This window comes from Nostoc sp. CCY 9925, assembly GCF_963920935.1.
GTDB lineage: Bacteria > Cyanobacteriota > Cyanobacteriia > Cyanobacteriales > Nostocaceae > Nostoc.
Genome location: NZ_CAWUDO010000043.1, coordinates 1 through 22,482 on the forward strand (window position 1 = coordinate 1; position 22,482 = coordinate 22,482).

Consider the following 22,482-nt stretch of genomic DNA (forward strand, 5'->3'; position numbering starts at 1 on the left):
CTTCTTGAATTCCTTCTTGAATTCCTTCTTGAATTCCTTCTTGAATTCCTTCTTGAATTCCTTCTTGTTTAGCTTGCGCTAATTTTTGCTCGTAAATAGGTGATAAGCGCATAATTAAATCTCTATCCTCATCGTCTATATTTTGATTTACTTCTAAGGTCGTCTTTAAACTCAATAATAAATCTATTGCTTTAGAACGCAAGGGATTATTTTGGGGAAGTGCTTCTAGTTCATCTATGGCTTGTTGCTGGACTCTGCCCTTACCTAGAATTCTCAACCATAATGTTTCTTCTGTCGAAGGTAATTGGTGAATAGCTACAATTGCTGTTCTCAAATAATCGCCAAGAAAATGTAATCCTACTCCCCAGTTATTTTCATCTAAGCTAGTCCTAAAACCATTCAAAATAGATTCAGAAGCTGTGGGTGACAAAATCCACAAATGTGGTAATTCTGATTCTGCAATTCGGTTTTTATCAGCTTTAGTTTGGCGCTTTATTTCAGCAAATATATCAAATAACTTATTCATGCAACTCCGAATTTCTGCAATTGTAGCCGCATTTCTAAATGGTTCAATTAAAGCAGGTTCGGCTGCAAATTTGCCTAACAACCCTAATTCTATCGTATCGCTTGATTGGGGTGAAGGTATAAAATAAACATCAATCTCTCGAATTTGTGTGGGAACTTTGCGACTTGTTTCCACTTCTCCTAGTGGTTGTAACAATTCTTTAAGATAGTCTTTTGCGAACTGGTAGTAGGGAAACCTGGTCATTAGGTGATTTTTTAGGTGTACCAGTACTTTACAATAGTGCCCAGACGCTTTTTTGGTGAGTTAAAATAGACACCAAGTGCGAGGGCACAATTGCTAAACTCCAGTCAAACTCAACTAAATCCTAAATGCAATTGCAAAGTGGTTGTGATTTAGGTGGATTTACCAGTTTCGCCAGCCACCTTTGGGTGCAACTTCATCTTTAGTAGACTTCAGTCCGCGATCTTGAATTAAAGATTGATATTCTGTGCTGCTTGCCCAACGGTCAATTTCTCGAGCCCGTAGCACTGGTACTGGATGAGTTAATTGGGCTGTGCGGGCAGCTTTGACCATTTCACCGAGTTCGGTCTTGCTAATATCATCATAAGCACGGGCTTGGGCAACAAAAGCATCGAGGTTCAGTTGCGGCGCTAAGGCAGGAGAACCACCAGCTAGTTTCATCAATACGGACATAACAACTTTGGGGTCTTGGGTTGCTAGCAATGCGGCGCGATCGCAGGTAAACTCAGCACAGCGTACCCATTCCAAAAGTTGTGCTTGTATCGCTTGGGCAATAAAGCCTCCGACATTAGGGACAATTGCCGCAGCCAATATCAATAAATTTACAGGCGTCAAGTAAACGCTATGGTCACACTTGAGATGTCCCAACTCGTGGGCAATTACCGCTTGGATTTCCTCTGGTGTGAGAATATCAATTAAGGATGTGTGCAAGACAATAAAAGGCTGCTTACCCCGCACAGCAAAAGTGTAAGCATTGGGAGCCGGATGCTGTCGCACGTACAACTCGGGAGGCTCCATATCCAAGATTTTGCAGGCTTCTAACAACAGCTTGTGTAAATCAGGCAGTTGTTTTTCACCCACCAGAATGCTTGAGGCAATATTTTCCACATAAAAAACCTGCTCTGCCATTGGGCCTAGCCAATTTCGCACCAACATATCGATGCCTGGTATCTGCTTAAGCGCATTAGTAGATTCTAGGTCTAATGGATGGCGAAATGAGTCAGCTTTTAAACCAATCAGGGGGGTTTTGAAGAAGGACATAGTGCAGCAAGCTATAAAAAATACAACTTATGGAAGCTGGTTGGTTAAATAAACAGCCTCCCACAGAATAGTATAGCGATTAAGTAGGGTCGGCATTACTCACTAAGATATGCATGGGCATGGGGGAGCCACTGCGGTCTTGGGGTTTCCCCAAGTGGAGCAAGTGGCGTCATGGGGCACTTGTACTGAGCGGATTCGAAGTATTGGGCATCCCTTCTCTACGAGACGCTACGCGTAGCTTGCTTCCCTGTAGGGGTGCGCTCAGGACAAGTGGGCATTGAGTATTGGGCATTGGTTATTAATTTATCTCTTTGCGTCCCCGCGTCCTTGCGTTCCCCCATCTCCCCATTTCCCCATCTCTCTCATAAGAGCATCAATTTCAACTTTACAGGCTACTGATGCTGGGAAGGATCTCTACATCTGCTGATACTTCATCTGCTGACACTTCGCCTATCCGCAGGATTTTAGCTCCTAATTGCTGCAACTTCACATCAAGTCGATCGTAGCCGCGATCGAGGTGCTGTAATCCCTGAATTGTGGTTTGTCCTTCTGCCCCTAGTCCTGCCAAGACTAGTGCTGCTGATGCTCGCAAGTCTGTGCCTAATACTGGTGCGCCAGACAGCTTCGGTACTCCTCGGACGAAAGCAGCATTGCCTTTGACGCGAATATCTGCCCCCAAACGATTTAACTCTGAGGCATGACGCAAGCGATTTTCAAACACAGATTCGTTAATTACGCTGTCGCCTTCGGCCAGTGCCAGTAAAGCCATGAACGGCGCTTGCATATCTGTGGGAAAACCTGGATGGTATTGGGTTTCAATATCTGTTGCTTTTAGGGATTCTGCCGGGAAAATACGTAAGTGTTCAGGCGCTTCTTCGATGATTGTCACTCCAATATCCCGCAGCTTAGCAATCACTGGTATGAGATGCTCTGGAGCCACTGGTGAGAGGCTGAGTTCTGAGCGGGTAATTGCTGCTGCCACTAAAAACGTCCCTGCCTCAATGCGATCGGGGATAATACTGTAGTCAACAGAATGCAACTTGGGGACTCCTTCGATAATAATTCTGCTAGTCCCCGCCCCACTAATTTTTGCTCCCATCGCGTTACAGAAGTTAGCCAAATCAACTACTTCTGGTTCTCTGGCAGCGTTTTCGATAATTGTTTCGCCGTCTGCCAACGTAGCTGCCATCATCAAGTTTTCTGTGGCTCCGACGCTGGCGATATCTAAGTAAATCTTCGCCCCTTTTAACCTGCGGCTGCTGCCAGGAACGTAGGCATTACAAATGCCATGTTCAATCTGCACTTCAGCTCCCATTGCTTGCAGTCCCCGCACATGCAAGTCAACTGGTCTGGCCCCAATAGCACAACCGCCTGGTAAAGGCATCTGCGCTACTCCTAGTCTTGCCAGAATCGCACCAATAGCGAAAAAACTCGCCCTCAACTGCGTAACTAGTTCGTAGGGAGCTTTTGATGTTTTAATTTCGCTGGCGTTAATGTCTAAGATGTCACCTTCTCGTGTCAAGCGTACACCCAAAGCTGATAACACCTGACCCATCCGCTCTACATCCGCTAATAGGGGAACATTACGGATGCGACAATCACCTGGACACAGCAAGGCTCCAGCCATGATTACCAATGCTGCATTTTTTGCCCCGCTAATTTTCACATGACCTCGTAAAGGATGCCCACCCCAAATTTGCAAGACTGAGGAGTCTGCTTTCGGAGCAAATTTGGCATCTGGTAAGCTGCTAGAAGGATTAATAATCCTACCTCCAAAAGTAATACGTATTTTATATGTTTGAAGTTGGTTTTGATTCTACAGTAAAGATTCAATTTGTCCACGTTTTCGGACGAGATCTTTGATTGAAAAATTGTGTTTTTGTCCAGAAATGAAGACTAAAAACCAGTATTGGCAAGCTTTTCAAGATTTTGTTAAATCTAACAAAAAGCAACAACTAAGTAGTACTTACAAGTAGCACTTAATACTCAATGATTTAACTTACGTGCCCAATAAAAATCAATACTCCAATCCATAAGTTAAGTCTTGTCAACTTAAGGTAGACTGAGAATTGAATTAATGACTCAGTTAATTAGTATCTTCGTTGTTCAAAGGTTTTGTTTGTGTGAGGTTGCAAATATCAAACAAATTATTAAAATTGCTTAATAAGTGGCATTGTTTTCAGGCGATCGCGCACTTGGAGTCAAGCTGATTAAATCGTCAATGTTGGACTTCATTGTCTTGCAAATTGTATCTAGGGGTAAGTCATTGGTGTCATAACCAAACGGATTTTCTATTTCTAAACCGATGGCTTCAATTCCAAATACTGTAAAACCAACTAAAGCAGTAATCAAACCCGTCCACCAACCCAGTTCTTTCACAATTTGAAACGGCAGCAGAAAACAATATAGTGCCAGTAATTGCTTCAAATGAATCGCATAAGCCAGTGGCATTGGCGTTTTTAAAATCCGTTCGCAAGAACCTAAATTATCCACAAGATTATTCAATAATTCTTGCATTGCTGTTAATTGGTAGCTATTGATACAATTACGATAGTATTGCTGCTGTAAATAATCCCCTATCCAAAAAGCCACTTCTATGGGAGGATTATTCATAATCTTCAGCTTGATGTATTTGCTAGATGGCATTAATTCTTCTAATTCGTTATTGACGGCTTCTCCGCGCAAGTGTCTTTTGGTTGCCACAGCAAAAGCTACTAATAAATTTAATGCTGCAATTTTATTATCTTTATCATCTGGAGAGATTTCGTCAACCGATACCCAAATCTGCCGCGCTAGATTTCGGACATTATTTACTATAGAACCCCAACATTTTCTCCCTTCCCAAAATCGTTCATAAGCAGTATTTGTCCGAAAGACAAGTAACAAGCCCAAAACAATACTAGGGATAACGCTACCTAAAATAGGTTGAGATACAGGCTTATCCAAATGATGAAGGATAGAAACAAAAAATCCAAAAATTCCACACCATAAAACATTTTTGTAAATGGCTTTTACTACTGAACCTTTAAGTTGTAATGTCGTGTCTACCCATTTCAGGCTTACGGCACTCATGTAGTCATCCTAAGAAAACATCTTAATAATTACTTAAAAATAATAGCTCTACAATCAGCATTATTGCCAAGGAGGATACCGTAAAAAGTAGCGCTAACAACCCATGAAATATGCTTAGAGCAACGACCGTATAGCAATCCTATTTGATTTATCAGCGAAGGCGGGAGGCAGTCCCGATGAAAAAATTTCAAAATGATACCTAAGGCTGGCTATGTCTACACATCTAATTGTAAAGAAATGTAAAAGTTTTAGGCTGGCTGCATAAACCTCGCAAACTGCCCTGATAACTCTATAGAAGAAAAGGTACATACCTATCGATGATGACCATAGGGCATTAATCGCTATCATGTACCCTAGTAAATCAGCAAGTTCTAACCTGTACAAATCCTGCCCTGTAAATTCAGTGTCTAGACATAACATTTAGTTATGTCTTTTTTCGTAATTAGTCTCAAAACGTTGAATTTCGATCAAATAACCACTGGGATCACGTAAAAAACAATGATAAATATTATACTTTTCATTTATTGTAGGTGGCTTTTCAAACTTGATGCCACGTTCTTGGAGATATTCAAACCACTCATCCACCTGCTGTGTGACCAAGGTAAAAATAACACTTGATTGGTTTTCAGGTGAAAGAATTGATGTCTCGCTTGCTTGGCATAATCCCAGGTATCCAGAGCCAGTAACACTATAAATTCGACATGTGCCTTGGTCAAGCCACAACTCCAAGCCTAGCTTTTGTTCGTAGAATTCTGTAGATGCATTGAGATCGTGGGTATAGAAGAAGGTAATCTGTTGATCGATTTGTGGTTTACGAGACATAAAATACATTTGAGTATATACCCTAACGACATCTGGCGATCGCATAGGTAAAAATTTATTTATGTTAGAAACCTGTTACTACTCCAGAACGCTTTAGGCGTATCTGGAGTTTCTTTTTGATAAAGCTATCAAAATGTTCTAAATCATCCGGATATGCCAAAACAAGGTTGAAAAGGGATGCATACCGAATTATTTATATCTAACACGGAGCATCACTTGTTGATGTACTCCTCTGCCAAACAACTCTCGCAAAATAGCCCCAGTTTAACTGGGGCTGTTTTGCGTTGAAGGTGTGTAAACCAGAAGCAGAATAAATATGGAGTCAAGGGAGATAATCTACCACATTTGGGTGTATACCCTGATGACATAGGATTCACTCATGGAAAAAATTGATATAGGTAAATGCGTATCTTTCCTGACTCCAGATTTGTCATTAGCATATCTGGAGTTTTTTCATTATTGGACCTTAAAATTTCCCATTGAGTCTCAACTCTAGCGAATATTTGATTTTTATATAAATTCGGTGGAATTAAAAAATGGAATAATAGAAGATTCGCATATTTTATTTTTGGAATATACCGCGATGCAGCTAAATTTATTAAACTTATAACAGTGCAACTATAACTACTCACTGAAAATCCCAAATAGTTAAGCGATCGCACTTTACCCTTTAAGGCTGACTTGAATGCGATCGCACTTAATAAGAATACTTATTTCACTGTATAGGTTACAAAAATATCCTTTTTCATCTCAACTTCCGCTGGGGCATCTGGATCGTAAGTTGGTGTTAATAAAAAGCTAGCAAAAGACGGTAAAGTAACGCCAGATTTGGAATTACACGAAGGATAGAATAAGGTATAAAATGGCTCGGCTACAGAAGCAGCACCAAGTTTAACACCCATAGCGGTCGCTAAAGCCTGAGCACGACTTTGAGCGTCTTTCATTGCTGATTGATAAACTGAACTCTGCAAAGCTTGACAATCATTAACTGCATACTCGACGCCCACGCTATTGATAGCTAAATTTTCAATTTTGCTCGTTGCTTTATTCGCTGTCCCAACAATTTCCTGAATGCGATCGCGGGTTGGTTTTTCCACTTTTACTAATATCTTGGCATTATTTTCACTGGAATTAGTATTAATTTGCACTTGAATTTTATTAGCACTAATTCTATTAGCAACTAGGGTATCAACTATTGGCTGGAGAGTTGCTTTAGTTAAGGATTTTTTGTTTTCCACAGGTGTAGGTGGAATTTGTCCTATTGGTGTTTTGTCATTTAAGAGGAGAGTTTGTAGGGTTTTGCGGCGGGCTTGCGATAGCGTTGATGGTTGCGTTTGTAACTCATCATTACTATCTTTGCTACTGAATACCAATTCAATATCCGCTGTATCTGCTGGCACTCTTGCTACCCCTTGACCCATTACCATTAATGAATGGCGATCGCTTGCTGGTGGATAAAATAATTGGGCATTAGCGACTTTAGGTCTTAACGCTTCCATCCCAACAGTCATAGTTATACTTACCAGCATCACAGCAGTTATTTTTCTCATGTTCTAGCAATGTCCTTTGAACATAGTATTTGTCAAAGTTTACACTTCAAGAACAATATACTTAATCTTTGATCTAAATAATTTACTAAAAAAAGACTGGGGAGTGGGGAGATGGGGAGGTGGAGGGAATAACCTATGCCCCATACCCCATATCCTCTACACCTTAGCTAGACATCAGGCTTGTTTTTTTATTTCTGAATTCTGAATTTTGAATTCTGAATTCTAGAGTATTAACCAAACCAGTGAGAGGGTTCACAACCAGGTTGAACTATTTCACAAAGGTGATGGCTGATCCAATCTGACTTTTCTTGAACGATTGAGCAAATACCTTGGTGAATCAAATTTTGTAAATGTAGTTGCTGCTCTAAGCGTTTACGAGGCAGCTGATAATTTAGCAAGCTTTCTTGTTCAGCCTCAGCTAGCGGAATATGTCTGTCGGATATCACGCTATAAAAAGAGGGAATGCGGTTGAGGACGAAAGCAATTAGCTCTTGGCGCAAGTCAGGAATCGCAAAGGCTTGTTGATATGGATGATATGGATATGTATCCAAAACACTTTCAATCTCTCCTATTACTGATTGCTGAGTCAAATTAACTACAGTTTTCATAATTTTTTAAACTCCTTTTTTAATTTAGCCAAAGATTAGCGAAGTAAACAACTTTTTAGATGGTAAGGTTGTCATGACAATCAGTTATAAATGATTCAACTGATAGATGCAATAGACCCTTAAACTAGCGTTTTATTAGGGTAGAATATCAAAATTTTTGCTGTGCTAATTTGAGTTAAAGCTGATACTGGCATCACAGTATTTTGCATGGAAACAGCACTGACTAAACTGATAAACTGCCGACATTTTATATTTATAATATTTATTATTTCCAATTCATGCCTTTTTGGCAGAAATCTACATAAAACGCAGCATAAAGTTTAGGGGATCAAGATTAGCAACAAGAAGACAACTTCTATTAGTCAGACCTTTTTAGTCAAATTCAACCTTTTTGGTAGCTAAGATTACTTTCGGATTTACTAGACAATTTACTGTTTCATAGACAGAACTTATTTGTTGCACATTGATTTTAGTAATACAGAAAAATACTGAACTGGTAGACTGTCAAATCAGTCTAGCGACAGATGAAATGATTGAGTAAAAACGTTTAAAAAGTTCACATTATTGCAGAGTATGTTTTAAAAGTCAAAATATATACCCGAAATCTTTCTCGTCGCAGGAGATAGGGTTTCAAACCTCCATTCCTTTCTGGGGAACAGGGGACGGGGGGGTAAGGAATATTGAGGTTGATTGAGAACAGTTTTTAAGTATTTAGACTACTACTGAGATGGAAAGGTGAGGAGTATATATTAGTGTAATTTATTACTGAAAAGCGCTGTAACTACTAAGTGCAAACTAAACCTGCTATTGAGGCATCAATTAGTGCAATATCAGTCATGAGTCCTCGATCATTGGTTATCATCAAATGACAAACGACAAAATTACTACTAATGACTGCTGAAAGCTAATAGTAGAATAAGGTACAGGAAAGCTGCACGGAAGGGAGGAAGGGAAATTGGATGAGATGAGGGCGGCGCTAGAGTTAGCGACTGAAGAAGAATTACAAGACTTAACGGCAATTTTATTTAGTCGTAAGTTCAATCCCCTAGATTACGTTCACACACCCGAACCCATCGAAGTGCAAAGTCAAGACCGCAAAGCTTGGCTAGATGCACTAGAAGGTCGCTTCCGCTTTTTAGCGGCAGATGGGATGACGGTATTGCGGGGACGCACAGAACAAGTAACTTACCGACAAGCGCTAGTGCAAGTATGTAAGTATCTCAAAATTCCTTATTCTAATCAGTTGACAACTGTTGATTTAGAAGCAGAAGTATTTTTGCATTTGCTAGGACAGGTGTGGAAAAAATTGCCTGAGCAGGAAAAACAAAAATTGACTCTACGGATACAGCGTCAGCTCGTCAAATCAGACCTCAAACAACCTTTACCACTTTTATTGCAACGCGATCCCTTAGGGCTGCTTTTTAAAGGGGGTAGTGCATTGGCTGTGACTTCCATGCTGCAACCACTTGTACTCAAACAAATTGCCCGCCAATTTGCCATACACCTTGCTACCTACGAAGTAGCCAAACAAGCGGCGATTAAAGGCTCACAAGCGGCAACAACCCAGTTTCAAAGCTATGTAACTATGCAAATGGCCAGACGGGGTATGACTGTGAGTGCAGCTCGTTATGGAGCAGTCCGCAGTATATTTACCGTGATTGGGCCGATTATGTGGACTTGGTTTTTTGCCGACTTGGGGTGGAGAGCGATCGCTACTAACTATGGTCGCATCATCCCTACCATCTTCGCCCTAGCTCAAATTCGTCTCACTCGTGCTGAATGTTGGGAGCCAGCTTGAACAAAGCTTTTGACCATTTCCACTCCCGTTGGAACTACTCTTTATTGGCACTGTTAATCTTCCCCTTGAGTCCTTTAATCGGGGCTGTGACTATAGGTTTTGTATCATTAATCACTTGGATAAAACAATACCGCCAAATTAGCTGCCGCCCCCTCAACTGGGGATTTGCTCTTTTGAGTCTTTTGTTGATTATCAGTGCTGGGTTTGCCCAGAATAAAACAGAAGCTTTCCTCGGTTTATTTAATTTTTTACCATTCTTTTTAGTTTTCGCCGCCTTCAGCACCTTGATTCAAACAACTGCCCAATTGCGGCAAATGGCTTGGGCTTTTGTAATCAGTTCCATGCCAGTGGTGACTCTCGGTTTGGGACAATTATTTTTGGGCTGGAATTTTAAGTTCGAGTTTATCTGGGTTGTGTTGAGTTGGACAATTAGACCAGGAGGAAATCCACCAGGCCGCATAGCTTCATTCTTCTTGCACGCCAACACCTTCGCTGCTTATCTAGTAATAGTTTTCATCCTTAGTCTAGGGTTATGGCTGGAACAATGGCGATCGGGCATGGGGCATCGGGCATGGGGCATCGGGCATTGGTTATTTCCCCCATCTCCCTCATCTCCCCCACTCCCCTTCCTCTTCCTTACCTTGGCGGTGATTACGAATTTCATCACCTTGATTTTCACTAACTCACGTAATGGATGGGCGATCGCTATTTTTGCTTGTTTAGGTTATGCAATCTACCAACGTTGGCGGATTCTTGTCGGTGGCGTTATCGGCATCGTCACTAGCATACTTTTAGCGGCTTTTGCTCCCTCACCAATCGCTCAATTTTTTCGCCAGTACGTTCCTGCTTTCTTTTGGGCAAGGTTAAACGATGATATGTATCCAGGTAGGCCAGTGGCTTTGATGCGAAAAACTCAGTGGGAGTTTGCCTGGTCTTTGGCTTGGCAACATCCTTGGACGGGTTGGGGTTTACGTAGCTTTACTGGACTCTACAAAGCACATACGCAAATTAAGTTGGGTCATCCCCACAATTTATTTTTAATGTTATCTGCTGAAACTGGTTTTCTCACTACTTTGCTATTTTGTGGCTTACTCGGTTGGATTTTAATTACAGGAGTCCAATTACTGCGAAATTCAAAATACATGTATGCACAAGATAGATTGCTAACTTTCAGCTATCTTCTCGCCTGTGTGGGGTGGATTCTATTGAATAATGTAGATGTAACCCTATTCGATTTTCGTTTGAATACGCTTTCATGGTTAATTTTGGCAGCTACTTGTGGAGTAGTACATCGCTATAGCCAACAACAAAAGCTTGCATCTTATTGAACTGGGGGCTGGAGATTAGGGATTAAGGACTGGGTATCGATGGGATTATTAGGGTGCTTTAGTTGTATTATTTTCTTACCAAGACTATAAATTGGATATTTTTTTAAATGGAAGTCTCTTGGTTGTTTTTCAGTGTATGCACTGGGGACATCTAAAGCTTTAAGTTAATAATATAACTATATTCACGTCTGTGACTGTGAGTGTGACTAAGACCTAATTAGTCACTGTTGCTGATTGTTGGGAAGGTGTAGGGACAACCCTTTGGGGTTTTCCTGCATGACGGGCATCTCTTGTAGATGCCCTTTTGTATGTTTGTTATTTTCCTCAATTAAATACAATTTTCAAAAATTTTCAATTAATAAAAATTGGGAATAAGGAACTTCAAATATGGTGGCTGAAATCAAATTAGGTCTTTGCAATCCGCCAGAGCCTATTTATTTGTATGTGAAAAACGGAGAATTAAGCGGAGAACCTTACCTTTGGTATAATTACGACATTAATAAGAAAACAACTATTCCTGTGCAACAAACAGGGCTGACAGAGTATATATCTGAACTCAAGCAGATATCTAAAAATTCTCATATCGTCTCTGGTGATGCAATACATTTCTGAGGGATTTCCAAGAAATAAATTATCCAAATAAACGAACCACATTCCGCACCCAATATTCTCATTGAGATTCAAAACTAATGTAGCGCTGACAGTGATAACTGCAATAACCCGTATTCTTTAGGTGTAAGCTCTCGGTAAAATGGGTGTGTCGCTAACTAAAAAAAGACGCCTTGTTAACCAACCTTATGCTCACAACAGCTGACTTTTTTCAATACACCCAATGGTCGGGTATTGCCACCTTGGTATTCGCTGCCTTAGCAGCGTTGGGTTTTGTTTTCAAATGGGGCATCCGCTTTCGGTTGGTGGGGACGACTGGCTTTATGGTGGTGCTAACAGCTGGGTTATTTGCACTCTCTATAGTCCCCTTGAGTCGCACTGTAATTCCAGGAGCAGTGCGCTACAGTCTAGTTTATGACAATGGCTCAACACAAGCGGCGATCGCCGTCTCACCCGAAATTACTCCCACACAATTAGAAGCAACTTTACGTCAAGCGGCTAGCAATCTTTATTCTTATGGTCGTTCTGGTACACTCCAAGACGACAAGTTAACAGTTCGTGCCCGTACTATTCTTCACCCAGAGGCAGGGATTTCAGTACCAGTTTACTTGGGTGAAATCAAGCGATCGCTCGTCTCTCGTGGCAACTCCCCAATAACAGTGGAAATTTATCAAGATAAGTTCGCTCAATTGCCGAAATCCAAGGCTTAAGGGGAGTAGGGAGTGGGAAAGTGTGGGGAGTGTGGGGAGATGGGGAGTAAAGGGGGAAAGATTTCTTTCCTCCCACACCTCCCACACCCCATGCCCTACGCCCCATACCAATGCTTGTTATCAGGATGACATAATTTATTTTGTATTTACCGATACTTGAAATATTATTTTTAGATTAAGATATTCACACTTTAGTCATTGGGCTATAGCAAAAGTTAATCAGCGTGCGGGTAATGGGTACTGGCAGTTGTGATTTGTCAGTTGTTTTACTAGTTACCAGTTTTGCCATTTTTAAAAATATTGGCAGCAAATGAATTGGCTGTAGGGACGTATAGATGTACGCCCTAGCTTATGTACTCTGTAGCTGCAATTGCTTGAAGGGTAAGACTACAAAGAAATTCTCGGCTGCCGATCGCTTTTTTTGGGAATCTGAGAGTGCTAATGTTATTTAATTATACGGTTGTTCAAAACTTTGATAGTTCGGAATTTTAGATCGATGAGCATTATAGATTCAAGCAAGGTCGTCAAATTACTTAACCAGTGGGCAACAGGCTTTGTCTATTTCATGGTTCCGCTAAAATCCAGTTGAACGGGTTAAAATTTGTTGCCATCTTTAAATCAGCTTGGCAACAAGTATCTCTAAGCAAAAGTCAATTTGATTAAGAAATATCAAAGTTTTGGCAAACTAGTTTATATGTCTAATAAATTTTCTACTCAACCTTCTTTGTCTACTCAAACTTCTAGTTCATTATTTACGCTCACAGTTGCCCCAGCAAAATTAATCCGTGGTTCTGGTGTGTTGCAAGCAGCGGCAGCAGAAATCGCTTCTTTGGGAAATCGTCCTTTAATTGTGGCGGGAGAGCGCACTCTGGCTATCAGCCAAGAAAATCTGCAACCGATTTTAGAAACGCAACAGTTACATCCTGCCCAAGTTTCCTATGGTGCAGATTGCTGCGAAGCTAGTTTGGAAAGTTTACGCAAGGCAGCTAAAGAACATAAAGCTGATGTGATTATCGGTGTTGGTGGCGGCAAAGCTTTAGATACAGCGAAATTAGTCGCGCAACAGCTACAGCTACCAGTGGTGACGATTCCGACTTCCGCAGCTACCTGTGCAGCTTGGAGTGCCTTGTCGAATGTTTATTCAGAAGACGGGGCATTTCTTTATGATGTGGGGCTGTCTCGTTGTCCCGATTTATTGATACTCGACTATGACTTGATTAAAACAGCACCACAACATACTTTAGTAGCTGGAATTGGTGATGCGATCGCCAAGTGGTATGAAGCCTCAGTTAGCAGCGGGCATTTACAAGACACTTTAATTATCGCCGCAGTTCAACAAGCACGAGTTTTGCGAGATATTCTCTTACAAAAGTCACCCACAGCCCTTAAAGAACCAGGTAGTGAAGTTTGGCGAGAAGTTGTAGACGCGACTGTATTACTCGCTGGGGTAGTTGGTGGACTTGGAGGGGCGCAGTGTCGCACTGTTGCTGCCCATGCGGTACATAATGGTTTAACGCACATTTCGGGACACGGCAGTATTCACGGCGAAAAAGTTGCTTTGGGAATTTTGGTGCAACTGCGTTTAGAAGAAATGCTACAAAACAATCAACTAGCAGCATCGGCACGACAGCAGTTGTTAAAGTTCTACGCAGAAATTGGACTACCCCAGAAATTAAGTGATTTGGGATTGGGCAATATTACATTAGGTGAGTTGCAAACAGCCGCCGAAATTGCCCTAGCTCCTAATTCTGATATCCATCGACTACCTTTTAGAGTCGCGCTGGAACAGTTGATGGCGGCAATGGTTTCTACCACTGCACCTATAGATAGTAGAGATATGATGAATCGAGTTTCGCCCAAGGGAATGAGTGACGAGGTTGAAGCATGAGTTTGAATTGGATAGTGCCAGCAGAACGTATACAAAAACTCCCACCTTATGTATTTGCCCGTTTAGATGAACTAAAAGCTAAAGCACGGGAACAAGGGTTAGATTTAATTGATTTGGGCATGGGAAACCCTGATGGTGCAACACCACAACCAGTGGTAGAAGCTGCGATCGCCGCTTTGCAAAATCCCGCCAATCACGGTTATCCTCCCTTTGAAGGCACTGCGAGTTTCCGCCGAGCAATTACTAATTGGTATCGTCGGCGTTATGATGTCATTCTTGACCCTGATAGCGAAGCCTTACCGCTACTCGGTTCTAAAGAAGGATTAACCCATTTAGCCATCGCCTACATTAACCCTGGCGATGTGGTTCTGGTTCCTTCTCCCGCTTATCCCGCGCATTTTCGCGGCCCAGCGATCGCCGGGGGGAAAATCCACAGCTTGATTCTCAAACCAGAAAATGACTGGTTAATCGATTTAGCTGCCATTCCTGATGAGGTTGCCCGACAAGCCAAAATCCTCTATTTCAACTATCCCAGCAATCCCACCGCTGCCACCGCCCCCCGCGAATTCTTTGAAGAAATCGTCGCCTTCGCCCGCAAATATGAAATTTTGCTGGTACACGATCTGTGTTATGCCGAGTTAGCCTTTGATGGTTATCAACCCACTAGCTTGTTAGAAATTCCCGGCGCCAAGGAAATTGGTGTGGAATTTCACACCTTATCCAAAACCTACAATATGGCTGGTTGGCGCGTCGGGTTTGTGGTGGGTAACCGACATGTCATCCAAGGTTTGCGGACGCTGAAAACTAACTTGGATTACGGCATTTTTGCCGCCTTGCAAACAGCAGCCGAAACCGCTTTGCAACTACCAGATGTGTATTTGCATGAAGTACAACAACGCTATCGCACCCGCCGCGATTTCCTGATTGAAGGATTAGGACAGCTGGGTTGGGATATTCCTAAAACCAAAGCGACGATGTATCTTTGGGTGAAATGTCCTGTGGGCATGGGTTCTACAGATTTTGCCTTGAATGTGTTGCAGCAAACTGGCGTTGTAGTTACTCCTGGTAATGCTTTTGGGGTTGCGGGTGAAGGGTATGTGAGAATTAGTTTAATTGCAGATTGCGATCGCTTGGGTGAAGCTTTACATCGTTTCAAGCAAGCTGGCATCCGCTATCAACCGGAAGCTGTAGTCTCTATTTCACAATAGAGATAACCTTATCAAAATCTGATTCATGCAAACTCCCGCTGCCACTATTCCTCATTTAATTGCTGCGGGCTTTCATGCCCTTTCCGATCCACTGAGGATTAAGGCATTGGAACTGTTACGACAGCGAGAATTATGTGTGTGTGATTTGTGCCAAGCCTTGGGGGTAAGTCAGTCGAAATTAAGCTTTCATCTGAAAACCCTCAAGGAAGCTGGCTTAGTTCACTCCCGTCAGGAAGGACGCTGGATTTATTACAGTTTGAACTTGTCGCAATTTAGTGTTTTAGAAGAATATCTGGCAGATTTTAAGCCTTAAGTTTAACTTGCACATCAGATAGGTTGCTGGTAAACGCAGTGCAGATTACTCTGCCCTGGGTGAAATTATTAGCATCAAAAATAGTTGTTGTGTAAGACGAGAAACGAAATCAACAAAATCGCTATCTTGAATTTGAGAATTGCAGAGCGAATGTGAATCAAGATGGTAGATTTTCGTACAACTTGGGTAACCTAAAAGCAGCCATCGCCTAAGTGCATAAGAGTTTTGGCGTTGCTGAATATAGGTATGAATTGTTGATGTAGAAACGTAAAATTTTACGTCTCTACAAGGGTTTTGGTTGCACAACTAATGATTTTCATACATCAAATCAGCAACACCAGAATTTTTATTCTTTTTTATAAGTGTTTTTTAAATCTTGCCTAGAAACAGAGTGGCTGATCGCAGATATGGCACTCATTCAATTAAAATCAGGAGCTAGTGAAGCATAAATGAGTCTAGTTTTAAAATGTCTTTTAGCGGTCAAGAAAAACCACCTCAACCGTTATAAAAAAGTACTAACTGGCCTTGCTCTCTCACTGTGCTACCTAAATTTTGGCATACAATCTGCTCAAGCTGAAGGTAGTCGCACCCTATATCCCAGTACTGCCCCAGCCAGCAGTAGCAGAGCTAACTTAGAGTGGCGTACTGATACTTATGGCGGTCTGGTGCTGCGACGAACTTTACTAAAAGTCTATGCCAACAAAGATGAGTATATTCTTTTGGGTTCCAGCGCAGTTGGGGTAAATAATGGTAATATCCGCGTTTACAACCCCGGTCGTGTCAGTGGAAGTATTGGCAGTGAAAGCGTTCCCAACACAGCAGATTTTGTGTGTACTTCTCAACCTGGGCGAGGCTTTATTTCAACTCGCCAACAGGAGTTAAATGGCCCCCGTGCTATTTCTGGCACAGGTAATCCCAACGGCTATCTTCCCTGCTACTACCAGGCTCCATCCACTGGAGTTTATGACATCGTTTTCTATGGGCCTGAAGGAGGTAACTCTGCAAATAATGGCGCTCCTACTGGTGAAATTAATTTGAGTAATGGGAGCAACTTTGGCAATCAACAAGGAACTAGTGTTGCAGCTTGGGATGTAACAGTACGCAGTAGCGATCAAACTTCAACAACTGACTTGAACGGGCGATTATTCAGCTATTATCTGGCCTTATTTACTGGTAATAATGGTCGATATCTCAACTTCCCAGTCTATCCAGTAACCACAGATGGTTTCCGATATAAAGTAGAACTCAGAGGTACAGATCCTAATGGATTCGTTCTCTATGGTAATCAAACTGGCTTTTTTGACAGTGACGGGATAACGCCTCTGTACCACGACATACTGGGGGCGGATAGTCAGCTGGCAAATCCCCAAGGCGGTGTTAGCTTAGCTCGTCCTCAATACGCTACCTTTTTTAACTCCATCGATGCCAGCGTACTTCCATACGTTGACCGCTACAAACGAGATGGCACTTTAGAAGGGACTGGCATTCCTCTTAGCCCAATTATTCCTGTTGTTAGTAATTTACAATTCAACGGCACAGCTGGAGGAAATAACAGTTCTTACAGCACAGGTGGTACTTTGAGCTTTGACAGCAACGTAGCAGGTACTTACGAACTGATTATCAGCCGAGACGGCAGCAATTTTGATCCCACTAACTCCCAAAACCGCCTTTTGCGAGGAATCATGACTACAGCGGGACAGCAAGCAATTAATTGGGATGGTAAAGATAACAGTGGCAATTTTTTCCCGGTTGGCAGTAATTACAAAGTTAGTGTCAGAACTTATGGAGGTGAATATCACTTTCCATTGCTAGACGCAGAAAACAATTTTACTGGTGGTCCTACGATTACAATGCTGAATGCCACTAATCCTATAGGCAACAGTAGAGGATTTTACGACGATCGCGGTTATAAAACCATCGGTGGCACTCAAATCGGTACTTCTGGTCAAGTACTATGTGGTAGTAACCCACCAAACCCAGCCTTTAGCGACCCACTTAATGGCTTTGACACCGCCAGCAATAACCGGAAATTTGGTCAAAACGATCTCAGTAATAATAACGGTGGTAACGCTGGGTCATCATGCAACGGCTCTTTTGGAGATACCAAAGGGTTGGATTTATGGACTTATTATCCCGGTCAATCTGTACCAACTCCATTGAACATTGTTGATATAGTTTCACCGAATGCTGGCAAAGTCATAATCAACGAAGTTTTGTATAACGAAACTGGCACAAATACTAATACTAACGATGAATTTATTGAACTGTATAATGCTTCTTCATCATCTGTAGATTTGAGTGGTTTGAAGTTAGGAGATGGACACTTGACTGCTGATGATAATGATAGTACTAACGGCTTTACTTATACATTTCCTAACGGCACAATCTTACAACCAGGGCAATATGCTGTGATTTGGATTGGGGATAACAACCCCAATCATCAAGCCACAGGAGCAGCTTTTCAAACTTGGTTAGGACAAACTCCCAAACTCAACAATTTGGGTGATGATGTTTGGTTGTACGATAATCAAAATAAAATTATTGACTATGTTGCCTATGGCAGCGGTAATGAAATTAATACACCTCCGGCGAGTGTTCTCAATCTCTGGGACAACACATATCAGTCTTCTTTAATTGGGGCTAACATTGGGCAATCTATCAGCTTAACTCCCAATGGACAGGATACCAATACCAGTGCTTGCTGGGAAGCAGCTACGAGTGGGAACGCCAGCACACGATGTCCAAATTATCTACCAACTAGAGACACTGATACCATAGGTACTCGCGTTAACAGCGTCGGCGAAAACAATAACGGTGCTACTGTTACCAATGCAAAACTTTTGTTAGTCAAACGCATCACTCGCATCAATAATCAAGATTTAACCGACATTGTAGATGGTCGCAGCGACGTTGCTAGTACTGCTACCAACTATCTACCAGAACCCTATGCTTCCGAAGATAACGATGCAAAATGGCCTGCTGGCTATCTGCGGGGAGTGATTAATGCTGGGACTGTGAAGCCAGGAGATGAGCTGGAATATACTATCTACTTTCTTTCCAAGGGGCCGAATGATGCTAGTAACGTTAAATTCTGCGACTTAGTTCCTAGTAATGCTAGTTTTATTCCCACTGCGTTTAATGGTAATACTCCTAATGATGGTGGTTTATCAGGAGCAGATCGAGGTATTGCCCTTGCAGTTAGTTCTAGTAATCCTACAGTTTACTTTAGCAATGTAGAGGATGGCGATCGCGGACGTTATTATCCTGCTAACGAGTTAGCCCCATCATCCTGCGGTACTAACACCAATGGCGCTGTGATGGTGAATATCACCCGCAGTCCAGATTTACCGACTCTAGTCAAAGATGTTTACGGCTTTGTCCGCTTCCGCGCCAAGGTGAAGTAGAGACGCGATTAATCGCGTCTGTACAAGAGAGACGCGATTAATCGCGTCTGTACAAGAGAGGCGCGATTAATCGTGTCTGTACAAGAGTTATTTTGCTTGTCCCAGCGTCTTCCCGTCTTCTCGTCTTCCCCTAGAAGTCCTTTAGCCGCCGCTAACTGGCGGAATTAATACAACTTCATCGCCATCTTGTAAGAGGGTATCTGGTTCGACGAATATCAGATTAACTCCAAAGCGGGTGACATCACGCCATTGGGAGAGTTCAGGGTGTTCGACTATGAGGCGATCGCATACTGCTCTCACCGGCGTACCATTGGGAAATTCCAGTACTAATTCTGAAACCTGAAAAGCTTCTTGATAAGCGGCGAACAATTTGACGGTAACGGTAATTGCAGATTTAGACATACAAAATGCTTTGGCAGCGCCAGCAAGTATTTTAATGCTTGAGAAGCGCCCTGAATTTTTGAAATTTATTATACATTACTAAGCAGGTGGGCACAAATCAAGGTCGAATAATATTGCACACTCAAGTAATACCCTTAGTTCTACAGGAATACGATTTGATTTTTGAAAAAACTCGCCCTCAACTCGAAAAGCCTGATTCCCTATTGTCGCACAGACAAGGGTTAATTGCGTCTGTCTCTACTCCCCATTACCTGACTACGTAGATAATTTCAAAAATTAAATACACCGGATTTTTAGGAATGTAATGTACGCACTCGAAGTCTCAAACCCTAGTGCCAAGCCTGTTTTACTTCCCAATCCTGACTCCTGAATTTTGAATTCTGCTGTATGATTCCTATATGAGTTATTGCCTCAATCCCAAGTGTCCAAATCCTGCCGATTTAATGAATGCCAACGGTAACACTTTCTGTCGTAACTGTGGGGCAAACTTGTTACTAGAAAACAAGTACCGAGTAATTAAATTATTGGGTAGCGGAGGCTTTTCTCGAACTTTTGAACTAGAAGATAACGGCATAAAAAAAGTTCTCAAGGTTTTGAATTTATCTTTATTTAGTGATTCAGACAAAAAATCTAAAATAGTTAATTTATTTAAGCGAGAAGCTGAGGTGTTAATTCGCTTAAATAATTCAGGAATTCCTCAAGTTGAGCCAGATGGATATTTTGAATTGAACTTTCCAAATTGCCCAGAGCCATTATACTGCTTGGTAATGGAAAAAATTGAGGGTTTAAATTTACAACAATGGTTAAAAAATCGGGATAATAAACCCATCACACCAGAACTAGCGATCGCTTATTTAAAACAAATACTACAAATTTTAGAGCAAGTTCATGCTCAGGGCTATTTTCATCGGGATATTAAACCAGCAAACATCATGGTTAAACCAGATGGACAACTTGTGTTAATTGACTTTGGAGCAGTACGCGATTTAGCACAAACTTATGTGCAGCAACAAAATGAAAATACCATAGTTGGTACAGTGGGTTATTCATCACCCGAACAAATGAAAGGCACAGTAGTAAAGCAATCAGATTTTTTTGCTTTAGGACGAACTTTTGTGCATTTACTAACTGGAAAGCTGCCATTGAATCTGGAAGAAGACCACCAAACAGGTAAGTTAATTTGGCGCGACCAAGTTTTATTTAACTCAAATTCTTGGAGAAACTGGTTAGAGAAGTTGAGGTGGCGATCGCTTTTTGATTTGCTCGATGAAATGATGGAGCCATATTGGAAAAATCGTCCAGAAAATACTCAAGTAATTTTACGACGCCTGAATCATCCAATTACTTTACCAGGTATTTCACCTTGGGTAGCTGGCACGGCTATTTTATTTGGAGTTGGATTACCTAGCGCTTATTGGTATTTTAACGGAGTAAATGGATGTTCAAAAATTTGGCTGAGGAGTTTTCCTTTAGAGGATAATATCAGTTGTGGGGAAGAAATTCTGTTACCAAATATCAATATGAGAGTAACAGAAAAAGAACGAGGAGTAAAGGCGATCGCTGGAGGGAATTACCAAAATGCGATTATTTGGTTAGACAAGGCATGGCAAAAGAATCGCGATCCGGAAACCTTGATTTATCTTAATAACAGCCGCTTAGAAGTTGAGAAAATTAATGCCTACACCATCGCTGTTGTTACACCTCTCAGCAATAATAATGATAACATTAACTCCAGCAAAGAAATATTACGTGGTGTTGCACAGGCACAAAATGAATTTAATCAAAAATATAAAACCCAAAAAATCGGTTTGAAAGTTTTGATTGCTAGTGATTCCAATCAAGAAGAAGATGCTCAAAAAATAGCAGAAAGTTTAGTAAATAAAGCTGATGTTTTAGCGGTTATTGGTCATTTGAGAAGTGACACCACTCTAGAAGCTATCAAAATTTATCAAGCACAGCATCTCTTATTAGTTTCTGCAACAGCCACATCAGAATCTTTATCTACATCCTGTAAATCAAATTATCCTAATTGTTTTTTTCGTGTTGTTCCTAGCAATCGTGTTATTGCCGAAACTTTAGCTAACTACCTGAAAAAAGAAAATAAGCTAAAAGCGGCAATATTTTTCAATCCTAACAGTACTTACAGTAAATCTCTGCAAGCACAAATGAAAGGTAGACTTTCTGAATTAGGTGGAGAAGTAGTAGCAGAGATACCTTTATATGACAATATCGAATCTACTATAAACCAGGTGCAAGAGCAAAAAGCAAATGTAATTGTTTTATTTACAACTACCGATGGTCTAACTTCTGATTCCGCAGTTCAGGTAATTGAATATGCGAAAAAACACAAATATTTAGTAGTCGGTGGAGATAGTATAGACAATAATAAACTTCTCAAACCATTAGTAGACAATCAAGCAGGTGCAGTAGTAGCTATACCTTGGCATTCGAGAAGTAATTTAAATCGAAATTTTCCCAAACAAGTAGAGAAATTTTGGGGAAAAACAGGGAATTGGTACACTGCATTATCTTACGATGCAACTCGTGTATTGCTAACAGCCTTGGAAAAAATACCATCACCCAGTCGTGAAAATGTGCAACAAGCGATCGCTGAAACTAATTTTAAAGCAAGTGGCGCCACAGGCTTAATTTCTTTTAAACCAAATGGCGATCGGCAACAGGATAATATTCATTTAGTAAAAATTATACAAAACCCCAATACAGGACAAATTGAATTTCTACCTTTGGATTTATCAAAGTAATTTCCAGGTGATTAAATTCTAGGTTAAAGGTGAATCTGCAAGTTTCTTGTTACAAACCCTTGATTTTTAAATTCAACTGAGTGACCTTTATGAGCAAGTAAACTTTGATGACAGCGATGAATAAATTAATATTTTGTGGCAGAGATTTCCGACCTTTTTAATATATCGGAAATCTTCTTTTTAGGATAAATCAAACTGGTA

General features: G+C 41.3%; 17 protein-coding genes. 9 read left to right on the plus strand and 8 right to left on the minus strand.

The genetic code is table 11. The features are described from left to right. From ACM0OY_RS20980 to ACM0OY_RS21010, 7 genes are all read right to left on the minus strand, one after another. The coding region (locus ACM0OY_RS20980) for a hypothetical protein (protein WP_414570782.1) at window positions 1-769 on the minus strand (769 nt) is incomplete at its 3' end. Between the two features lie 159 nt (window positions 770-928). Beyond that, entirely contained in the window at window positions 929-1,807 is an 879-nt protein-coding gene (locus ACM0OY_RS20985) for a M48 family metallopeptidase (protein WP_414570783.1), read from the minus strand. A 385-nt stretch (window positions 1,808-2,192) separates the two neighbouring features. Beyond that, on the minus strand, window positions 2,193-3,569 hold the full coding sequence (gene murA / locus ACM0OY_RS20990) for a UDP-N-acetylglucosamine 1-carboxyvinyltransferase (RefSeq protein WP_414570832.1): 1,377 nt from the start codon (window positions 3,567-3,569) through the stop codon (window positions 2,193-2,195). Between the two features lie 398 nt (window positions 3,570-3,967). Next, a complete protein-coding gene (locus ACM0OY_RS20995) occupies window positions 3,968-4,879 on the minus strand; it encodes a bestrophin family protein (RefSeq protein WP_414570784.1) in 912 nt (303 codons plus the stop codon). Window positions 4,880-5,299: 420 nt separating this feature from the next. Beyond that, complete coding sequence (locus ACM0OY_RS21000; protein WP_414570785.1) at window positions 5,300-5,701, minus strand: VOC family protein; 402 nt, start codon at window positions 5,699-5,701, stop codon at window positions 5,300-5,302. Between the two features lie 710 nt (window positions 5,702-6,411). Continuing rightward, window positions 6,412-7,251, minus strand: coding sequence for an SIMPL domain-containing protein (locus tag ACM0OY_RS21005; RefSeq protein ID WP_414570786.1), 840 nt, complete (start codon window positions 7,249-7,251; stop codon window positions 6,412-6,414). A 230-nt stretch (window positions 7,252-7,481) separates the two neighbouring features. Then, window positions 7,482-7,859: a hypothetical protein gene (locus ACM0OY_RS21010; RefSeq protein ID WP_414570787.1), complete on the minus strand. Its 378-nt coding sequence runs from the start codon at window positions 7,857-7,859 to the stop codon at window positions 7,482-7,484. A gap of 955 nt (window positions 7,860-8,814) precedes the next feature. Here ACM0OY_RS21010 and ACM0OY_RS21015 point away from each other — a divergent pair. The 8 genes from ACM0OY_RS21015 to ACM0OY_RS21050 all read left to right on the plus strand — a co-directional run bounded on the left by ACM0OY_RS21015 (window position 8,815) and on the right by ACM0OY_RS21050 (window position 19,117). Then, the gene (locus ACM0OY_RS21015; protein ID WP_414570788.1) at window positions 8,815-9,657 is read left to right on the plus strand and encodes a hypothetical protein; all 843 of its coding nucleotides are present in this window, start codon (window positions 8,815-8,817) and stop codon (window positions 9,655-9,657) included. Continuing rightward, complete coding sequence (locus tag ACM0OY_RS21020; protein WP_414570789.1) at window positions 9,639-10,985, plus strand: O-antigen ligase family protein; 1,347 nt, start codon at window positions 9,639-9,641, stop codon at window positions 10,983-10,985. Before ACM0OY_RS21015 ends, ACM0OY_RS21020 begins: the two co-directional genes overlap by 19 nt. 387 nt (window positions 10,986-11,372) lie before the next feature. Further along, window positions 11,373-11,597, plus strand: a complete 225-nt coding sequence (locus ACM0OY_RS21025) for a hypothetical protein (RefSeq protein WP_414570790.1) — start codon at window positions 11,373-11,375, stop codon at window positions 11,595-11,597. Window positions 11,598-11,782: 185 nt separating this feature from the next. Continuing rightward, on the plus strand, window positions 11,783-12,304 hold the full coding sequence (locus tag ACM0OY_RS21030; RefSeq protein ID WP_414570791.1) for a Ycf51 family protein: 522 nt from the start codon (window positions 11,783-11,785) through the stop codon (window positions 12,302-12,304). A gap of 694 nt (window positions 12,305-12,998) precedes the next feature. After that, the gene (locus ACM0OY_RS21035) at window positions 12,999-14,192 is read left to right on the plus strand and encodes an iron-containing alcohol dehydrogenase family protein (RefSeq protein ID WP_414570792.1); all 1,194 of its coding nucleotides are present in this window, start codon (window positions 12,999-13,001) and stop codon (window positions 14,190-14,192) included. Then, window positions 14,189-15,400, plus strand: coding sequence for an aspartate aminotransferase (locus tag ACM0OY_RS21040; RefSeq protein WP_414570793.1), 1,212 nt, complete (start codon window positions 14,189-14,191; stop codon window positions 15,398-15,400). Before ACM0OY_RS21035 ends, ACM0OY_RS21040 begins: the two co-directional genes overlap by 4 nt. Before the next feature lie 25 nt (window positions 15,401-15,425). After that, window positions 15,426-15,713 (plus strand): ArsR/SmtB family transcription factor, encoded by a 288-nt coding sequence (locus tag ACM0OY_RS21045; protein ID WP_414570794.1) that lies wholly within the window; start codon window positions 15,426-15,428, stop codon window positions 15,711-15,713. Window positions 15,714-16,162: 449 nt separating this feature from the next. Further along, entirely contained in the window at window positions 16,163-19,117 is a 2,955-nt protein-coding gene (locus ACM0OY_RS21050) for a lamin tail domain-containing protein (protein ID WP_414570795.1), read from the plus strand. A 141-nt stretch (window positions 19,118-19,258) separates the two neighbouring features. Here the strand turns inward: ACM0OY_RS21050 and ACM0OY_RS21055 are convergent, their stop codons facing one another. Continuing rightward, window positions 19,259-19,519 (minus strand): MoaD/ThiS family protein, encoded by a 261-nt coding sequence (locus ACM0OY_RS21055; RefSeq protein WP_414570796.1) that lies wholly within the window; start codon window positions 19,517-19,519, stop codon window positions 19,259-19,261. A 398-nt stretch (window positions 19,520-19,917) separates the two neighbouring features. On the opposite strand from ACM0OY_RS21055, the gene ACM0OY_RS21060 reads away from it, so the two are divergent. Beyond that, window positions 19,918-22,281, plus strand: a complete 2,364-nt coding sequence (locus ACM0OY_RS21060; protein WP_414570797.1) for an ABC transporter substrate-binding protein — start codon at window positions 19,918-19,920, stop codon at window positions 22,279-22,281. Window positions 22,282-22,482 lie beyond the last annotated feature (201 nt).